14 protein-coding genes are annotated in these 16,423 nt (G+C 67.3%); 4 read left to right on the forward strand and 10 right to left on the reverse strand.

Going from position 1 to position 16,423, the window contains the following annotated elements:
- Nucleotide 1: 1 nt before the first annotated feature.
- From RT456_RS04365 to RT456_RS04375, 3 genes are all read right to left on the reverse strand, one after another.
- Nucleotides 2-1,654, reverse strand: a complete 1,653-nt coding sequence (locus RT456_RS04365) for a phosphoethanolamine--lipid A transferase (protein ID WP_313343001.1) — start codon at nt 1,652-1,654, stop codon at nt 2-4.
- Nucleotides 1,651-2,421: a phosphatase PAP2 family protein gene (locus tag RT456_RS04370; RefSeq protein WP_313343003.1), complete on the reverse strand. Its 771-nt coding sequence runs from the start codon at nt 2,419-2,421 to the stop codon at nt 1,651-1,653. The genes RT456_RS04365 and RT456_RS04370 overlap by 4 nt, the downstream gene beginning before the upstream one ends.
- Before the next feature lie 111 nt (nt 2,422-2,532).
- Nucleotides 2,533-4,239: a glycosyltransferase family 39 protein gene (locus RT456_RS04375; RefSeq protein WP_313343005.1), complete on the reverse strand. Its 1,707-nt coding sequence runs from the start codon at nt 4,237-4,239 to the stop codon at nt 2,533-2,535.
- A gap of 132 nt (nt 4,240-4,371) precedes the next feature.
- Between RT456_RS04375 and RT456_RS04380 the strand changes: the two genes are divergently transcribed.
- The 3 genes from RT456_RS04380 (at nt 4,372) to RT456_RS04390 (ending at nt 7,754) form a co-directional block, all read left to right on the forward strand.
- Complete coding sequence (locus tag RT456_RS04380) at nt 4,372-5,073, forward strand: response regulator transcription factor (RefSeq protein ID WP_313343333.1); 702 nt, start codon at nt 4,372-4,374, stop codon at nt 5,071-5,073.
- Nucleotides 5,060-6,373, forward strand: coding sequence for a HAMP domain-containing sensor histidine kinase (locus tag RT456_RS04385; RefSeq protein ID WP_313343007.1), 1,314 nt, complete (start codon nt 5,060-5,062; stop codon nt 6,371-6,373). The genes RT456_RS04380 and RT456_RS04385 overlap by 14 nt, the downstream gene beginning before the upstream one ends.
- Nucleotides 6,374-6,503: 130 nt before the next feature.
- Nucleotides 6,504-7,754 (forward strand): DUF819 family protein, encoded by a 1,251-nt coding sequence (locus RT456_RS04390; protein ID WP_313343010.1) that lies wholly within the window; start codon nt 6,504-6,506, stop codon nt 7,752-7,754.
- A 176-nt stretch (nt 7,755-7,930) separates the two neighbouring features.
- On the opposite strand, the gene RT456_RS04395 is transcribed toward RT456_RS04390, so the two are convergent.
- Nucleotides 7,931-8,155, reverse strand: coding sequence for a CstA-like transporter-associated (seleno)protein (locus tag RT456_RS04395; RefSeq protein WP_068853636.1), 225 nt, complete (start codon nt 8,153-8,155; stop codon nt 7,931-7,933).
- The gene (locus RT456_RS04400; protein ID WP_313343013.1) at nt 8,155-10,236 is read right to left on the reverse strand and encodes a carbon starvation CstA family protein; all 2,082 of its coding nucleotides are present in this window, start codon (nt 10,234-10,236) and stop codon (nt 8,155-8,157) included. The genes RT456_RS04395 and RT456_RS04400 overlap by 1 nt, the downstream gene beginning before the upstream one ends.
- 238 nt (nt 10,237-10,474) lie before the next feature.
- Between RT456_RS04400 and RT456_RS04405 the strand changes: the two genes are divergently transcribed.
- Complete coding sequence (locus RT456_RS04405; RefSeq protein ID WP_313343016.1) at nt 10,475-11,326, forward strand: pirin family protein; 852 nt, start codon at nt 10,475-10,477, stop codon at nt 11,324-11,326.
- Nucleotides 11,327-11,442: 116 nt separating this feature from the next.
- On the opposite strand, the gene RT456_RS04410 is transcribed toward RT456_RS04405, so the two are convergent.
- The 5 genes from RT456_RS04410 to RT456_RS04430 all read right to left on the reverse strand — a co-directional run.
- The gene (locus RT456_RS04410) at nt 11,443-11,904 is read right to left on the reverse strand and encodes a hypothetical protein (protein ID WP_313343018.1); all 462 of its coding nucleotides are present in this window, start codon (nt 11,902-11,904) and stop codon (nt 11,443-11,445) included.
- Nucleotides 11,905-12,146: 242 nt separating this feature from the next.
- On the reverse strand, nt 12,147-12,869 hold the full coding sequence (aqpZ, locus tag RT456_RS04415; protein WP_313343021.1) for an aquaporin Z: 723 nt from the start codon (nt 12,867-12,869) through the stop codon (nt 12,147-12,149).
- Between the two features lie 59 nt (nt 12,870-12,928).
- Entirely contained in the window at nt 12,929-13,792 is an 864-nt protein-coding gene (locus RT456_RS04420; RefSeq protein ID WP_313343024.1) for a pirin family protein, read from the reverse strand.
- Nucleotides 13,793-13,946: 154 nt separating this feature from the next.
- Entirely contained in the window at nt 13,947-14,219 is a 273-nt protein-coding gene (locus tag RT456_RS04425; protein WP_313343027.1) for a hypothetical protein, read from the reverse strand.
- Between the two features lie 193 nt (nt 14,220-14,412).
- A partial coding sequence (locus tag RT456_RS04430; protein ID WP_313343030.1) for a 3-hydroxyacyl-CoA dehydrogenase NAD-binding domain-containing protein occupies nt 14,413-16,423 on the reverse strand: 2,011 nt, incomplete at its 5' end.

Raw genomic sequence — 16,423 nt, forward strand, 5'->3', positions numbered from 1 at the left:
GTCAGCGTTCGCAGCCGGCGAACAGGTCGCGGCCGGGTTCGTACAGCGCTGTCTTCACCTGCATCAGGCCCAGCACCGACGGGAACAGGTTGTCGTGGTCGGTGTACTGCGTGGCGCGGCGCCGCACGCAGGCCAGGTCCAGGCCGCGGCTGGCCGCGAAGCCGGGCGAGAACCACATCGTCATCGGCACCCGGGTCTGTTCCTGCGGCGCGATCGCGTACGGTACCCCGTGCAGGTACAGGCCCTTCTCGCCGAGCGACTCGCCGTGGTCGGAGAGGTAGATCATGGCCGTGTCGTAGTCCTGCATGCCCTGCAGCGCGCCGATGGTCCGGGCCAGCAGGTGGTCGGTGTACAGCAGCGCGTTGTCGTAGCTGTTGGTGATCTCTTCGCGGCTGCACTTGCCGAGATCGGCCGTGTCGCAGGTGGGGGTGAAGCGGCGGAAGCGGGTAGGGTAGCGCTCGTAGTAGCTCGGGCCGTGATTGCCCAGCTGGTGCAGCACCACCACGCGGTCGCCGGGGCGGGCGCGCACCTGCGCGGCCAGGTCATCGATCAGGATCTCGTCCATGCAGCGGCCGTTGGCGCACAGCGGCGGGTTCTTCGCATCGTCCAGCGCCTGCATCGGCAGCCCTTCGCAGACGCCCTTGCAGCCGGACTGGTTGTCGCGCCAGAGCGTACCGATACCGGCGTGCTCGAGCACGTGCAGCAGCGACTGGTGGGCGCGGATCTTCTTCTCGTCGTAGTCGTGACGGCCATAGGGCGAGAACAGGCATGGCAGTGAGACTTCGGTGCTGGTGCCGCAGGAATGCATGTCGGGGAAGTTGATGGCGTTGGTCTGCGCCAGCTGTGGCGTGGTCTGCCGGCCGTAGCCGTTCAAGCCCCAGTTCTGCGCGCGCGCGGTTTCGCCCATCACGATCACCAGCAGCCGCGGGCGGCTTTCGGCGCTGCGTGAGGTGGCCTTGGCATCCAGGCCGATCGGCAGCTTGGGCGCGCGCTGCATCGGGTTGTCGCCGCGCAGCGCCTTGGGCAGGCCGAGCAGGACGTTGCCCGGCGTCGCCAGGTAACGCACTTCGCGCTGGTTGCGCATCAGGGCCGACATCTCCTGGAAGGACAGCATCGCCCCGCCCAATGCGACCGCCGCCGACAGCAGCAGGAAGCCCCCGCGCCACAGCAGCGCCTTGCCCCAGCTGCGCCGCACCAGCTGCACGCGCCACAGCACCGTCATCGGCAGCAGGGCGAGCAGCAGGAGCGGCGCGATCAGGCTGGGGGTGATCAGCTCGCGGCTTTCCTTGTGGTCGGTCGCCAGCACGTTGCGCAGCATGTCCGCATCCAGGTAGATGTGGAACGTGCCCATGTAATGGGCGGCCATGGCGGTGCCCAGCAGCAACACCCCCATCACCACCTTGGCATTCCAGCGCCACACCAGCAGGCCCATCAACAGACTGTGCGCGCCAACCAGCAACAGCAGCAACGACAGCGCAAAGCGCAGACTGCCCGGGTGGGTGGCCATCGCGCTGTGCCAGAACAGGCCATTGCAGGCCAGCGCGAAGAACACGCTGGTGACGGCGATCAGGGTTTCGGTGGACCAGGTGGGGCGCCACTGGCGCAGCGCGGCCAGCGAGGCGAGGCGTGGCGCGCGTGAGGCGATGGCGTTCATGCGTGTGCTCCGTGCGAGGCCGCCGTGCCGTGTTCGCTGCGAAGACGCACGCGCTGCACCAGCAGGAAGAGCAGCAGCGACACCGTCCAGCAGGTCGCCAGCGTCCACAGGTCATGCGAAAGGAAGTGCGCGCCACGCAGCTGCTGCGACAGCCCGAACACGCCCCCGGCCAGCAGCCCGATGGCCAATGCGCCCCAGCGCCAAGCCGGGCGCACCATCAGGGCGAAGAAGTACAGGCTGACCCAGGCGAACCCGGCACTGGAATGTCCGGCCGGGAAGCACACCCCGCGCGGCATGCCCTGCGGCCGTGCGGCAAACAGCCCCACGTACTCGCGCGCGCCACCGTAACGCAGGAGGTCCCAGGGGCAGTCCATGTGGGTGATGGATTTGAGCAGCGACACAGTGCCCGTGCCCAGCGCCACGGCCAGCACCAGATACAGCAGCGGCCAGCGCCATGCGGCGGCGCGCTGGTGCCGCCAAGCGTGAAAGCACAGCACGATGGCCAGCAGTGCGCCGAAGGTGCTGGCCCATTTGCCACCCTTGTGGATCAGATGGCTGGTGAGCCACGCGTTCTGCAGGGCCCAGTGATGGCCCTCGAGGCGATAGAACTGGTCGGCCAGCCACTGGTCGCCGCCCCATCCCATCAGCATGCCGCTGGCTGCCAGCACGGCCAGCAGCGGCAGCCACAGATGCCCGCGCAGAAAGCGCGGCGAGGGGGTCGGCAGTGCTGCGGTCAGCACCAGGGGAACGGCGGGCGTTGAAGACATGGGCAGGCGGGTTGGTGAATGGAACCGCCGCCATGGTCGTCAGGGTGTTGTCGGAGTCCGGTCGGAGTGGCGTTCGTGGCCGGTTAAATGCGGGTCACACACGACATTCGTTCAGTCTTGGTCGTCCTCGCTGGCGCCTGCGGGCAGGTGTGCGCTGCAGTCGGGGCGCCACGCGGTGCCCGGCACCAGCAGCCACGTGTTGCGGTTGCTGCTACCGATGTCGATGCCCTGCTGGCGGTCGATGCAGGGGCTGACGGCCTGCTCCATCACCAGCAGCCAGCGGTGCTCGGGCGATTGCGCCAACCACGGGCCGGCGGCCTGCCACTGCTCGTCCCACGGCCGCTTGAAGCCGAATTCGGTCACGCGGCGGTCGGCCTGCAGCAGGTTCTGCTCACGCCAGGCCAGCATGCCCAGTTCCGCCTCCGGTCCAATGCGCTGGCCGACCCGCTGCATCAGCGCGGACGCCGAGCTGTACGGGTCCAGCGCGGGCATGAGGCCCAGGCCGTACAGGTTCCAGAGCAGCAACGAGGCCAGCAGCACCAGCAGCCCGGCGCGGCGCACGCGCAGCCAGGCCACCAGGGCAAGCAGCAGCACGCCGAAGCCCAGCAGCCAGCAGCCCAGCACCGGCAGCAGACTGTCGGGCATCTCGCGCCGGGCCAACTGCGTGTGTGCCCAGGCGCTGCCCGTCAGCAACTGGCCGCCGATCGCCAGTGCAGCGACCGCCAGCACGGCCACGTAGGCCAGCAGCAACCAGCGCGGGCCCGGGCGACGCAACAGCCCGGGCAGCAGCGGCGCGGCGGCCACGCACAATGCCGGCAGCATCGGGAAGATGTAGACCTCGCGCTTGCCCGGGCTGGCGCTGAAGAACACCAGCACCAGCAGGGACCAGCCCAGCAGCAGCCACCAGCGGCCGTCCAGGCGCTTCAGCCGGCGCCACCAGGCCGGCAGCAGCGCAGGCAGCAGCAAACTACCGGGCAGCCACAGGGTGATGATGACCTGCAGGTAATACCAGGCGGGTTGCACGTGGTGCCAGGCGTTGGCATACCGTGTGCCGGTCTGCTTGAACAGCAGCTCGCGGGCGTAGCCCTGCAGTTCCGGCGAAGGCGCCTGCAGCAGGGCGATACCCAACGGCCCCAGCCACACGGCTGTGCCAAGCAGGAAGGCGGGCAGCAGCCACAGCAGGGCCCGCGTACGGGGCGGGTGCGTGCCTGGCACGTCGCGCAGTTGCCAGCGCCACAGTGCCCAAGGCAGCAGCACCAGCAAGGGCAGGAAGCCCACGCCCTTGGTGACCGTGCCCAGCCCTGCCGCGAAGCCGGCGATCCACAGTGCGCGCGTGTTCGGGCGCTCCAGCAGGTGGCGCAGCAGGCCCCAGAGCGACAGGGTGGTCAACGCCACCAGTACCATGTCGATCTGGGCGCGCTTTGCCATCAGACCGAACTGCAGGCAGCTGGCCAGCGCCCACACTGCCCACCACGCGATGCGCCGGTTCCACAGGCGCCGGGCCAGATCCCAGCTCAGCCACAGCGTGGCCAGCGCGGCGAGCAACGATGGCAGCAGGAAGGCCAGGTTCCAGTTGCGTACCAGTTGGTAGCTGGCCGCCTGCATCCACATGAACACCGGTGGCTTCTCTGCGTACAGCTCGCTGCCGCGATGCGGAAGCAGCCATTGCCCGGTGTCAACCATGGTGCGCGCGGCAAGCACAAAGCGCGGTTCGTCCGGCGGAGAGGGGGCACGCAGGCCAAGTCCGGCCAACAGCGCCAGCAGCACCGCGAGGCAGGTCAACAGGGGCCACCAGAGGCGCAGCAGGGTACGGTGCACGTGAAGGGTCCGCAGCCAAAACCGCGACTCTGTACTACCGCCTGTTGGAAAAGCGTCGAAATGGGCCAATTGCGACCGGATTCCGACATGGCACCCGCTACCATGGTCGCCTCTGCGCTCGAGAGCCCGCCGATGCGGCTGCTGGTCATTGAAGACAATCGCCAACTCGTGGCGAACCTGTTCGAGTACTTCGAATCGCGCGGCCATGTGCTGGACGTGGCGCCCGATGGCGTGACCGGGCTGCACCTGGCCGTGACCCATGCTTACGATGCGCTGATCCTGGACTGGATGCTGCCGCGCATGGAGGGACCGGAGGTGCTGCGCCGGCTGCGTGCCGAACACGGTTCCGAGGTGCCGGTGATCATGCTCACCGCGCGCGACGAGTTGCCGGACAAGATCGCCGGCTTCCGCGCCGGCGCCGACGACTACCTGACCAAGCCCTTCGCGCTGCCCGAACTGGAAGTGCGCCTGGAGGCCCTGCTGGTCCGCGCCAATGGCCGCAACCCGCGCAAGGTGCTGCAGGTGGCCGACCTCAGGCTCGACCTGGCCACGCTGGAGGCCCAGCGCGACGGCCAGGTGCTGCACCTGTACCCGGCCTGCCGCAAGCTGTTGGAAGTGCTGATGCGTGCCAGCCCCGGCGCGGTGACCCGCCAGCAGCTGGAGTTCGCGTTGTGGGGCGACGAACCGCCCGATGGCGACCTGCTGCGTTCGCACGTCTACGAGCTGCGCCGCAGCGTGGATGGCCCGTTCCAGCGCAAGTTGATCCACACCCTGCCACGCGTGGGCTACCGGCTTGGCCCGACCAGCGCAGAAGGCAGCCATGAAACTGCGTAAGCCCGCGCCCCTGCATCGCCGCCTGCTGTGGTGGCTGCTGGGCTACCTGGCGCTGATCTCGCTGGCGGTGTTCAGCGTCGGCAACTATGTGCACGAGCATGCCGAACACTCCGCCTGGCGCGCGCTGTTGAACTCCGAGCTGGACAGCATCGTCAATCACATCGAGCACGAGCCGCATTACCGCTGGCAGGATTCGGACACGCTGCGGCTGTTCACCATCGATGACAGCCCCGGGGTTCCCGCCATCCTGCGCACCCTGCATCCAGGCCTGCACGATGGCGTCCTGATCAACGACCGTGCCAGCGCGGTGATGGTGCGCGACACCGGCAACCAAGGGCGGCTGGCGCTGGTGCTGGATATCAACGACTTCCATGAGCTGGAGGAGTTCGCCACGCGCTGGGTGATGCTGGCCGGCGTGGTGATGATCCTGGTCACGGTGATCATGGCCTCGTTCGGCGTCAGCCGGCTGGTCAGCCCGCTGCGCTCGCTGGCGCGCCACATCGACGGCCTCAGGCCGGGCGTGCCCGGGCAGCGCGTCGAAGTGGACCCGCGCGGCAGTTCCGAGCTGTACGTGATTGCCGCCGCGCTCAACGATTACCTCGCCCGCAACGAGCAGTTCGTCGAGCGCGAGCGCGTCTTCATCAGCACCGCCAGCCATGAATTGAGGACGCCCATCGCGGTGATCACCGGTGCCGCCGAACTCGCCCTGGAGCAGCCGGCGTTGCCCGACCGCGCCCGCCAGCAGATGCAGCGCGTGCATCGCACCGCGCAAGGCGTGGAGCAGCTGATCCAGCTGCTGCTCGTGCTTGCCCGCGAACCGGCGCGGCTGGCTGCGCTGAAGGAGCGCATCGCGCTGGACCAGCTGCTGCCCGACATCATCGAAGACCATCGCCACCTGATGGGCGACAAGGACCTGCAGATCTCGGTTCAAGGCCTGGCCAGCGTGGACATCATCGCGCCGCTGGGCGTGGTGCAGGCCGCCATCGGCAACCTGCTGCGCAATGCAATCGAGAACAGCGGCCGCGGCACCATCACCGTCAGCGTGTCCGATCGCGCGGTGGTGACCCTGCAGGATCCCGGCGAAGGCATGAGCCCGGAGGAGATCGCCGCCGTCTATGCGCGCATGGCACGCGGCGACCGCAACGAGCAGAGCGGGATCGGTCTGGAACTCATCGCACGCCTGTGCGAACACCTCGGCTGGGCACTGACCATCGAGCCGAGCGAACCCCGCGGCACCCGCGTGATCCTGGACCTGGGCGCGTCACTGCCCGAACCCGGAGACGCGCATCGCGTGACGTAATCGGCTGTCGCCACCGCTTCGGTGCGTTGCAGTGCGGGGTGGTCATGCGTGATGAGAGTGTTAAGCTCAAACGAGCGCCGCCTTATGCGGCGCTTTTTTTTTGCCCCTTCGATCGACAGAGGATGGCGTCATGCCGACCGAACCCAGTACTGCCCTCATCACCAACGACATCGTTGGCCTTGGCCTCATCGCCGCCACCCTGGCCCTGATCTTCTGGGCGGCCAGCGGGCCCACACCGCTGCTCAGGAAGATATTCGCGTGGGTGCCCGCACTGCTGCTCTGCTACTTCATTCCGGCCATCTACAACACCACCGGCCTCATCGACGGCCACAACACCTCGCTGTACAACCCCATCGCGCGTGACGTGCTGCTGCCGGCCGCACTGGTGCTGCTTACCCTCTCCATCGACCTCAAGGGCGTGCTCAAGCTCGGCCCGAAGCTCCTGCTGGTGTTCTGCGCCGGCACGTTCGGCATCATGCTCGGCGCGGTTGTCTCGTTCCAGCTGATGGCGTGGATCCACCCTGAAACCGTGGCCGGCGACACCTGGGCCGGCATGGCGGCACTGGCCGGCAGCTGGATTGGTGGCGGCGCCAACATGGTGGCCATGCGCGAAGTATTCGGCACCGATGCCACGACCTTCGGCCAGTTCGCCGTCGTCGACGTCGCCTGCGCCAGCCTGTGGATGGCGATCCTGCTGTTCCTGGCCAATCGCGCCCAGCAGATAGACACACGCAACGGTGCCGACACCCGCGCCATCGACGAAATGAAAGCGCGCATCACCGCCTACGAGGCGCAGAACGCCCGCATTCCGACGCTCACCGACCTCATGGTCATCGTCGGCGTCGCCCTTGGCGGGGTGGGGCTGGCCCATGCCATCGCCGCGCCCCTCAGTGCCTGGTTCAAGGCCCACGTCAGCTGGGCGAGCCAGTTCAGCCTCGACAGCGCCTTCGTCTGGGTGGTGCTGCTCTCCACCGCGCTCGGCCTGGGCCTCAGCTTCACCCGCGCCCGCACGCTCGAATCCGCCGGCGCCTCACGCCTGGGTACCGTGTTCCTGTACTTCCTCATCGCCTGCATCGGCATGCAGATGAACCTGCTCTCACTGCTCGACCGCCCGTGGCTGTTCCTGCTCGGTGTGATCTGGATGCTCACCCACATCCTCGTGCTGTGGATCGTGGCCAAGCTCGTCCGCGCCCCGTTGTTCTTCTTCGGCATCGGCTCGATGGGAAACATCGGCGCAGCAGCGTCGGCGCCGGTGGTGGCAGCGGCGTTTCATCCGAGTCTTGCGCCGGTGGGTGTGCTGCTGGGCACGGTGGGGTACGCCACGGGTACCGGATTGGCGTATGTGACCGGGTTGATCCTCAAATGGATGGCCGGAGGGTAAAGGCCCGATCAGCGAGGTCCGGCCAACGGCAAGCGCTACCGCGTTTCCGTCCCGCCAAGCGCGATGGGACGCAGAGCTAAAGGAAAAGGCGGCGCAGATGCGCCGCCTTTTCGCTTTCAAAGCCGTCTCGACCAACGGTCGAGACCTACCACATCAATAGAGCCACCGTGTCGGCATCAGCAGCAGCGCCCCCCGTTGCGGCCGCCGTAGCGTGCTTCCTGGCGTTCGCGGAAGAACGTCTTGTAGTCCATCGGCGTGCGGTCCGGATGCTTCTCCAGCACGTGCCGCACGTAGTTGTCGTAATCGGGAATCCCGCAGCACAACCGTGCCGTCTGCACCAGGCGCCGCCATATGCGGCGGTGTGCCTGGTACTGCCCGACGGGAACCAGACCGGTACTCATTACAGGTCCGCCATCTGGTGCGGCTGCAGCGCCACGTATTCGGTCTCACGGTCCGTACGCTGCGGCGTGCGGCGTGCCACCACGATCGTCTTGATCGCATAGGCCAGGATCGAGAACACCACGAACAGGAACAGCACCGTCAGCCCCGTGTTCACGTACGCGTTCACCACGATCTGCTGCATCTGCCCCACCGTCTTGGCCGGGGCCGTGATCGTCCCGCTGGCAATGGCGTCCTGGAACTTGTGCGCCTGCGCCAGGAAACCCTGGGCCGGATTGCTGTCGAAGATCTTGATCAGACCCGCATACGTCGTGCAGATCAGCAGCCATACCGCCGGCACCGCCGTCACCCACGCGTAGCGGTCACGCTTCATCTTGAAGAGCACCACCGTGCCCAGCATCAGCGCGATACCCGCCAGCATCTGGTTTGAGATGCCGAACAGCGGCCACAACGTCTGGATGCCGCCGAACGGATCCACCACGCCCGTGTACAGCAGGTAGCCCCACAGCGCCACGCAGCCTGCCGTCGCGATGATGTTCGCCGTCCACGATTCGGTCTTCTTCAACGCCGGAATGAAGTTGCCCAGCAGGTCCTGCAGCATGAAGCGACCCGCACGCGTACCCGCATCCACCGCCGTCAGGATGAACAGTGCCTCGAACAGGATCGCGAAGTGGTACCAGAACGCCATCATCGCGTTGCTGCCACTCGGAATGGCCTGGTGCAGGATCTGCGCGATACCCACCGCCAGCGTCGGCGCGCCACCGGCACGGTGCAGGATGGTCGGCTCACCAATCGCGGCCGCCGTTGCTTCCAGTTGTTCCGGCGTGATCGTGAAGCCCCACGTCGTCGTGATGTAGTGGGCCGCCGATACCGCATCGGCACCAATCACCGCCGCCGGGCTGTTCATGGCGAAATAGATGCCCGGATCGATGATCGACGCGGCAACCAGTGCCATCACCGCCACGAACGATTCCATCAGCATGCCGCCGTAGCCGATGTAGCGCATGTGGCGCTCATTGGCCAACAGCTTCGGCGTCGTACCCGACGCGATCAGCGCATGGAAGCCCGATACCGCACCGCACGCGATGGTGATGAACAGGAACGGGAACATCCCGCCCTTCCAGACCGGACCATCTCCGCTGGCCGCGAACTGGGTCAACGCCGGCATCTTCAGCTCCGGCATCACGATCAGGATACCCACCGCCAGCGCGATGATCGTGCCGATCTTGAGGAACGTGGACAGGTAATCGCGCGGGGCCAGCAGCAGCCACACCGGCAGCACCGACGCCACGAAGCCATACCCGATGAGCATCCAGGTGATCTGGATCCCCGTGAACGTGAAGGCCGGGCCCCACACCGGGTCTGCCGCGACCTTGCCGCCGTACCAGATCGCCAGCAGCAGCAGGATCAGACCCACCACCGAGATCTCACCGATCTTGCCGGGCCGGATGTAGCGCATGTACACGCCCATCAGGATCGCGATCGGCATGGTTGCGATCACCGTGAACATGCCCCAGGGGCTCTCGGCCAGCGCCTTCACCACCACCATCGCCAGCACCGCCAGGATGATGATCATGATCAGGAATGCGCCGAACAGCGCGATGGTGCCGGGCACCTGGCCCATTTCCTCGCGCACCAGGTCACCCAGCGAACGCCCGTTGCGGCGGCTCGAGATGAACAGCACCATGAAGTCCTGCACCGCGCCCGCCAGCACCACGCCGACCACCAGCCAGAGCAACCCGGGCAGGTAGCCCATCTGCGCGGCAAGCACCGGTCCCACCAGCGGACCGGCGCCGGCAATGGCGGCGAAGTGGTGGCCGAACAGCACGTGCTTGTTGGTTGGAACGTAGTCCAGACCGTCGTTGTTGAGCACCGCCGGGGTGGCCCGGGTCGGGTCCAGCTGCATCACCTTGTCGGCGATGAACAGGCTGTAGAAGCGGTAGGCGACGAGGTAGATGGAGACTGCGGCGACCACGATCCACAGTGCGTTGATCTGTTCGCCCCGCCGCAATGCGACGGTGCCAAGACAGAATGCGCCGAGCAGCGCGAGTGCCGCCCAACCCAGCTTGGAAAAACCTTTCATGAGATTGCGTCTCCCTGAAGAACTCCGTAAGGGTCCGCCCTGGCAGTGACCGGGTCAATGCGCGTGCGGAGGCTTGCCGCTAGTACTTTGGTAGTAGATCCGGCAGGGCGGGCTCCTCCGGCCGCCGCATGCACGGGAACGAAACACCACGCTTGGAACAATCGGTTGCGGGCATGACGGTTGGCGCCTCCAGGGGCTGCGCCCATCTTGTACCTGGAATCCTTTCGTCGGAGTCAACATGACCAGCCCAACCCCCGCGCGCGTACAGCGCACCATTCGTGGCATGGCCACGTCCGACGGGGCGGGCGTGCGCCTGACCCGGGTGATCGGCGGCCCGTCGCTGCCCGACCTGGACCCGTTCCTGCTGTTGGATGAATTCGGCACGGACCGCGCCGAGGACTACATCGCCGGCTTCCCCAGCCACCCGCACCGGGGCTTCGAGACCGTCACCTACATGCTCGACGGCCGCATGCGGCACAAGGACAACCATGGCAACGAAGGCCTGCTGACCCCGGGCAGCGTGCAGTGGATGACGGCCGGCCGCGGCCTGGTGCATTCGGAAATGCCCGAACAGGAATCGGGGCAGATGCGCGGCTTCCAGCTGTGGGTGAACCTGCCGGCGCGCGACAAGATGACCGACCCGAAGTACCAGGAGTTCGCGCCCGAGCGCATTCCCGTGGCGCAGCCGGCGCCGGGCGTCCAGGTGAAGGTGATTGCGGGGCAGGTGGGCGACACGCGCGGCCCGATCGTGCAGCCGGCCACTGATCCGCTGTACCTGGATATCCAGCTCGATGCCGGTGCCGGGTGGGACTACGTGCTGCCGGAAGGCCACAACGCGTTCGCCTATGTGTTCGAAGGCGAGCTGTCGATCGGGGAGGGCGAGGATGCGCGCCCGGTGTCCCGCCAGGAGATGGCGGTGCTGGGCGGTGGCGGGCAGCTGCAGCTGCGTGCCGGCCCGGCCGGTGCACGCCTGATCCTGGTGGCCGGCCGCCCGCTGCGCGAACCGGTCATGCGCCACGGTCCGTTCGTGATGAACACCAAGCAGGAGCTGATGCAGGCCTTCGTGGACTTCCAGGAAGGCCGCTTCTGAACTGCGGTGGCGCCGGCCGTTGGCCGGCGCCTTGGATTGCCTGGTTTCGCCGGGAGCCGGCCAGTGGCCGGCACTACCGGTGCGGAGATGCGTGGAATTCCGCATCTCCGTGCGTGTCACCGGCCCGCGGCGACTGCCGAAGGATTCAGATTCATTCCCTGCGCCATGGACTGGAGCGAGCCCAGTTCGCCGGCATCGCCGGCATACAGCGAAATCTGTGCGTAGCGGTTCTTGTCGAACTTCACCACGGTGACGCGTCGGGTCGCATAGCCCGGCGGTTGCTGCCCGCCCAGATCGGGCTGGTACCAGTACAGCGTCTCACCGGCGAAGGTGCCCTTTTCCTGGCGCAGCGGGCGGGACAGCGGGATCTCCGGATCGCGCGAGCTGAGCATCAGGCTCATCACTTCACGGCCGTCGGTCGTGCTCGCCTTGCACAGGATGAAACTGCTGGTGACCTGTTGCTGCCATTGCAGGTCGCTGCCGGTGGGCAGCGAAGGACACTCGGTTGGCGACTGGGCCGATGCGGCCGCAGCGGACAACAACAGGCTCAGGCACACGGTGGCGCGCAGGTTGTTCATTGTTTCCCCCTAGGACGGATTGGCCGCACCTGGTCACTGGCAGGGTGCTTCGGTGGCCATGGACAACCCTGGCCGAGACTGCGCATATCCCCATGCGCTCCCGAGACCCTGCCCGTCAGGTGACGGGTCGGTGATTTCGACCTTAACGGAATGTGACCCGATCTACAAATAACTGTTTCAAATGATTCTAAATCGAGTTAGAGAGCCCGCCTTTCGGCGGGCTTCCACGGAGCATCCTGCGCTCATCGCGGCTCGGCGCCGATCCACTTGTAGGCGATGCCCCCGATCAGCCCGCCCAGCAGGGGTGCCACCCAGAACAACCAGAGCTGGCCGAGCGCGCCGCTGCCGGCGAACACCGCCACGGCGGTGGAGCGGGCCGGGTTCACGGAGGTATTGGTGACCGGGATGCTGATTAGGTGGATGAGGGTCAGGCCGAGGCCGATCGCGATGGGGGCGAAGCCGGCCGGGGCGCGGCCATGGGTGGCACCCATGATCAGCACCAGGAACATGGCGGTCAGCACCACTTCGCAGAGGAAAGCTGCCGCGACGCTGTAGCCACCGGGGGAAAGGGCGCCGTAGCCGTTGCTGGCGAAGGCACCGGCCTGGCCGGGATCGATCTGGAAGCCGGGTGCGCCCGAGGCGATCTGCAGGAGGATGAAGCCTGCGAACAGCCCGCCGAGCACCTGGGCGACGATGTAGGGCAGCAGGTCGCGGGCGGGAAAGCGCCCGCCGGCCCACAGGCCCACGCTGACGGCAGGGTTGAAATGGGCGCCGGAGACATGCCCGAACGCGTAGGCGCCGGTCAGTACGGTGAGGCCGAAGGCCAACGCCACGCCGAGGAACCCGATGCCCAGCGGGTTGCCATCGCCGCCGAATGTTGCGGCCAGTACGGCGCTGCCGCAGCCGCCCAGGACCAGCCAGAAGGTGCCGAGAAACTCGGCGGCCACGCGCTTGCCCATGCTCATTGACGATCTCCTCGAAGGCTCAGGGGAGCACGTCGGAGAGCGGGGGTATTGGCGCGCGGTCAGCGCTCCGGCAGCGGAATGAACTCTTTGTCATCGCCGGGGATGGTGCCAAAACGTCCCGATTCCCAATCGTGCCTGGCCTGCTCGATGCGTTCCTTGGAGCTGGACACGAAGTTCCACCAGAGGTGGCGCGGTCCGTCCAGCGGTTCACCACCGAGCAGCATGGCCTTCAACGGCGTCTTGGCACGCAACCGGCCACGGGCACCGGCTTCGGGAATGACCAGATGCTGGGGGGGCAGGTCAACGCCGTCGAGCTGGGCATCGCCGTCGAGGATGTAGAGCGCGCGTTCGACGTGGCCGGTGTCCAGGTCGAGTTCAGCGCCTGGCTCGAGGTCGATAGCGACGTTGAGGGTGTCGGCGAACACCTTCACCGGCGATTCCTCGCCATAGGCGCGGCCGGCGATGACGCGCAGCCAGGCGCCGTTGCGGCGCTGCTGGGGCAGGGTGGCGGCAGCGTGGTGGTAGAAACCCGGGTCGGCCTCTTCGAAGCTTTTCGGCAGCGCGACCCAGGTCTGCATGCCATGGATGGGGTGGTCATGTTCGCGTTCGACCGGCGGCGTGCGTTCGGAGTGGGCGATGCCGCGGCCGGCGGTCATCCAGTTGACGTCGCCGGGGCGGATGACCTGGTCGGAGCCGAGGGTGTCGCGATGCCCGATGGCGCCCGACCAGAGGAAGGTAACGGTGGCCAGGCCGATATGCGGATGCGGGCGGACATCGATGCCGGCGCCGGCGCCCATGACGGCCGGGCCCATCTGGTCCACGAACACGAACGGGCCAACGCTGCGGGCCTGGATGCTGGGCACGGCGCGGCGCACTTCCAGTCCACCGATGTCATGGACGCGCGGGGCGATGATGGTCGTCATGCGGGCTTTCTCGCTGGCGGGGACAGGGCGAAAGCATGGCACGCCCCAGTGCCTCCGGGGTGCTCCGAACGAACAACAGGCTGTTGCAGCAGGAGAAGCGAGCGCCCGCAGAACGTGCCCGGCGGGCGCTCGGCGCGCGTGGCTCAGGCGCAGGTCACTGGCGGGTGCATTCCTGGGCCGAGATGACGTACCAGCCACCGGCACTCGGCGTCATGCTGAAGTAGGTTTCCACGCAGTTGCCGAAGCCTTCCGACGCTGCCCGCTCCAGGGCGCGCACGCGCGCCACGGCACCGAGCATGGGGCGGTCGTGTCCATAGACTTCGCCGTAAAACGTCTTTACTTCGCCGATACCGGGCGTCTGGGCAGAGGACTGGCCAGGCGCCAGGAACGCGCTGGCCAACAGCGCACACGCAAGCATGTTTTTCATGATGAACTCCACTCTGAAGGATGCAGCGCCGCCTTCGGCGGGCTGCGTTCAGAGCTTGCGCTGAGCATCACGAGTGCTGAATCGGAAGGCCTCTCTTGGCGAGGTCAGGGCATTCCCCGATGTGGGCTGGGAAAGGGCGCCGGAAACAGAAACGCCACCGTGCGGTGGCGTTTCTGTTTCGCTCAATCAATCGTCACATCACCGGTTCGCGCAGTGCCGCCGCGTCCCAGCCAGGGCGCGGGGCGAAGCGGTCGCCGTAGCGTTGCTGCAGCGCCTTCAGGCGTTCGACCAGGGCATCTGCGCCAGTGGCGCGGATATGCTGCATCGGGCCGCCGCGGAACGGGGCGAAGCCGGTGCCGAAGATCACGCCGGCGTCGAGCAGGTCGGCATCGGCCACGACGCCTTCGTGCAGGCACGCGACGGCTTCGTTGAGCAGCGGCAGGATCAGCCGGTCTTCGAGGTCGGCCGGGGCCTGGTAGTTGGCGGGTACGTCCGGCTTCTGGGCGCGGCCGTTGTCCCACGTGTAGATGCCCTGGCCGTCCTTCTTGCCGCGCTTGCCCGGCTCGACCGTCTGCAGCGCGGCGGGAATCTGCAGGCCGAGGAACGGTGCCAGTTCCTTGCCGACGCCGGCGGCCACGTCCAGGCCGACGGTGTCGAGCAGCTCGATCGGGCCCATGGGCATGCCGAACTTCACCGCGGCCTTGTCGATGACCGGGCCGGGAATGCCTTCGGCGTAGGCGGTGGCGGCTTCAAGCATGTAGGGGAACAACACGCGGTTGACCAGGAAGCCGGGGGTGCCCGCGACCGGAACCGGGAACTTGCCCAGCGCCTTGCAGAATGCGGCCAGGCGGCGCTCGGTCTCGGGGGCCATGCCGTCGTGATGGATGATTTCGACCAGCGGCATCTGCGCGACGGGGTTGAAGTAGTGCAGGCCGGCGAACTGGGCCGGGCGCTGGATGTGGTCGCGCAATTCGACCAGTGGAATGGAGGAGGTGTTGGTGGTCAGCAGCGCATCGGCCTTCATCTTCGGCTCGAGCGTCTGGTAGAGGCCGCGCTTGGCTTCGGCGTCTTCGATGATGGCTTCGATCACCAGGTCGGCCACGGCGACGCCGTCACCGGACAGGTCGGCCTTGAGGCGGGCGGCCACGGCGGGGCGCTTGGTTTCGTCGCGCACCTTCTTGGCGAACAGGGCCTGCGCACGCTCCATGGCCGGATCGATGAAGCGCTGCTCGCGGTCCTGCAGGGTGACCTCGAAGCCCTTGTAGGCCGACCACGCGGCAATGTCGCCGCCCATCACGCCGGCACCGACCACGTGCACGTGGCGGATGCCGTGATCCTTGCCGCCCAGCGCCTTGAGCCGTTCGGTCAGGAAGAAGATGCGGATCAGGTTGCGTGCGGTCGGGGTGCCGGCCAGCTTGACCACCGCGCGGCGCTCGGCGTCCAGGCGGGCCTGGATGCCGCTGCCGCCGGTGCGGGTCCAGGTGTTGATCAGGGCGTAGGGCGCCGGGTAGTGGTCCTTTTTGGCCTTGCGTGCGACCTGCTTGGCCATCTGCGGGGCCAGCAGCCTGCGCGCCAGCCAGGTATTGGTGGCCCAGGCGGTGAGGCGCTGCTTGAACGGGCGGGTGGTGCCCGACAGGCCCAGTGCGACGGCGGTGTCGAGCAGCACGGCCGGCGCGACGACCTTGTCGACCAGGCCGATGTTGCGGGCGGCCGATGCTGACAGGTTGCGACCGGTCAGCATCATGTCCATGGCGGCGGGAGCGCCGACCAGCTGCGGCAGGCGCGCGCTGCCGCCCCAGCCCGGGAAGATGCCCAGCTGGGTCTCGGGGAGGCCGATGCGGGTGGACGGGTCGTTGGAGGCCACGCGGTAGCGGCAGGCCAGCGCCAGTTCGGTTCCGCCGCCGAGGCAATGGCCGTGGATGGCCGCCACGGTCGGGCAGGGCAGCTCGGACAGCTTCTGGTACGTGGTCTGGCCGCGGCGGATGGCATCGTTCACCGTTCCGCGCCGGTCGAATTCCTGGAACTCCTTGAGGTCGGCGCCGGCAATGAAGCCGGCCGGCTTGATCGACTGCACCACCACCGCCTTGGGCGGATCCAGGGCCAGGCGTTCGACCAGGTCGCCCAGTTCCAGCAATACGTCCTGCGACATCGCATTGACGCTGCTGTCCTGGCGGTCGAGGCTGAGCACCACGACACCATCGTCA

Origin of the sequence: Stenotrophomonas sp. (assembly GCF_032099025.1) — a bacterium.
In the GTDB taxonomy this organism is placed as follows: domain Bacteria; phylum Pseudomonadota; class Gammaproteobacteria; order Xanthomonadales; family Xanthomonadaceae; genus Stenotrophomonas.

What these genes read in the sequence shown, in the direction of transcription:
- RT456_RS04405 (WP_313343016.1), top strand. Translation starts at nt 10,475, where the DNA reads ATGACCAGCCCAACCCCCGCGCGCGTACAGCGCACCATTCGTGGCATG.
- aqpZ (WP_313343021.1), bottom strand. Translation starts at nt 12,869, where the DNA reads ATGAGCATGGGCAAGCGCGTGGCCGCCGAGTTTCTCGGCACCTTCTGG.
- RT456_RS04365 (WP_313343001.1), bottom strand. Translation starts at nt 1,654, where the DNA reads ATGAACGCCATCGCCTCACGCGCGCCACGCCTCGCCTCGCTGGCCGCG.
- RT456_RS04420 (WP_313343024.1), bottom strand. Translation starts at nt 13,792, where the DNA reads ATGACGACCATCATCGCCCCGCGCGTCCATGACATCGGTGGACTGGAA.
- RT456_RS04425 (WP_313343027.1), bottom strand. Translation starts at nt 14,219, where the DNA reads ATGAAAAACATGCTTGCGTGTGCGCTGTTGGCCAGCGCGTTCCTGGCG.
- RT456_RS04390 (WP_313343010.1), top strand. Translation starts at nt 6,504, where the DNA reads ATGCCGACCGAACCCAGTACTGCCCTCATCACCAACGACATCGTTGGC.
- RT456_RS04395 (WP_068853636.1), bottom strand. Translation starts at nt 8,155, where the DNA reads ATGAGTACCGGTCTGGTTCCCGTCGGGCAGTACCAGGCACACCGCCGC.
- RT456_RS04385 (WP_313343007.1), top strand. Translation starts at nt 5,060, where the DNA reads ATGAAACTGCGTAAGCCCGCGCCCCTGCATCGCCGCCTGCTGTGGTGG.
- RT456_RS04380 (WP_313343333.1), top strand. Translation starts at nt 4,372, where the DNA reads ATGCGGCTGCTGGTCATTGAAGACAATCGCCAACTCGTGGCGAACCTG.
- RT456_RS04400 (WP_313343013.1), bottom strand. Translation starts at nt 10,236, where the DNA reads ATGAAAGGTTTTTCCAAGCTGGGTTGGGCGGCACTCGCGCTGCTCGGC.
- RT456_RS04370 (WP_313343003.1), bottom strand. Translation starts at nt 2,421, where the DNA reads ATGTCTTCAACGCCCGCCGTTCCCCTGGTGCTGACCGCAGCACTGCCG.
- RT456_RS04410 (WP_313343018.1), bottom strand. Translation starts at nt 11,904, where the DNA reads ATGAACAACCTGCGCGCCACCGTGTGCCTGAGCCTGTTGTTGTCCGCT.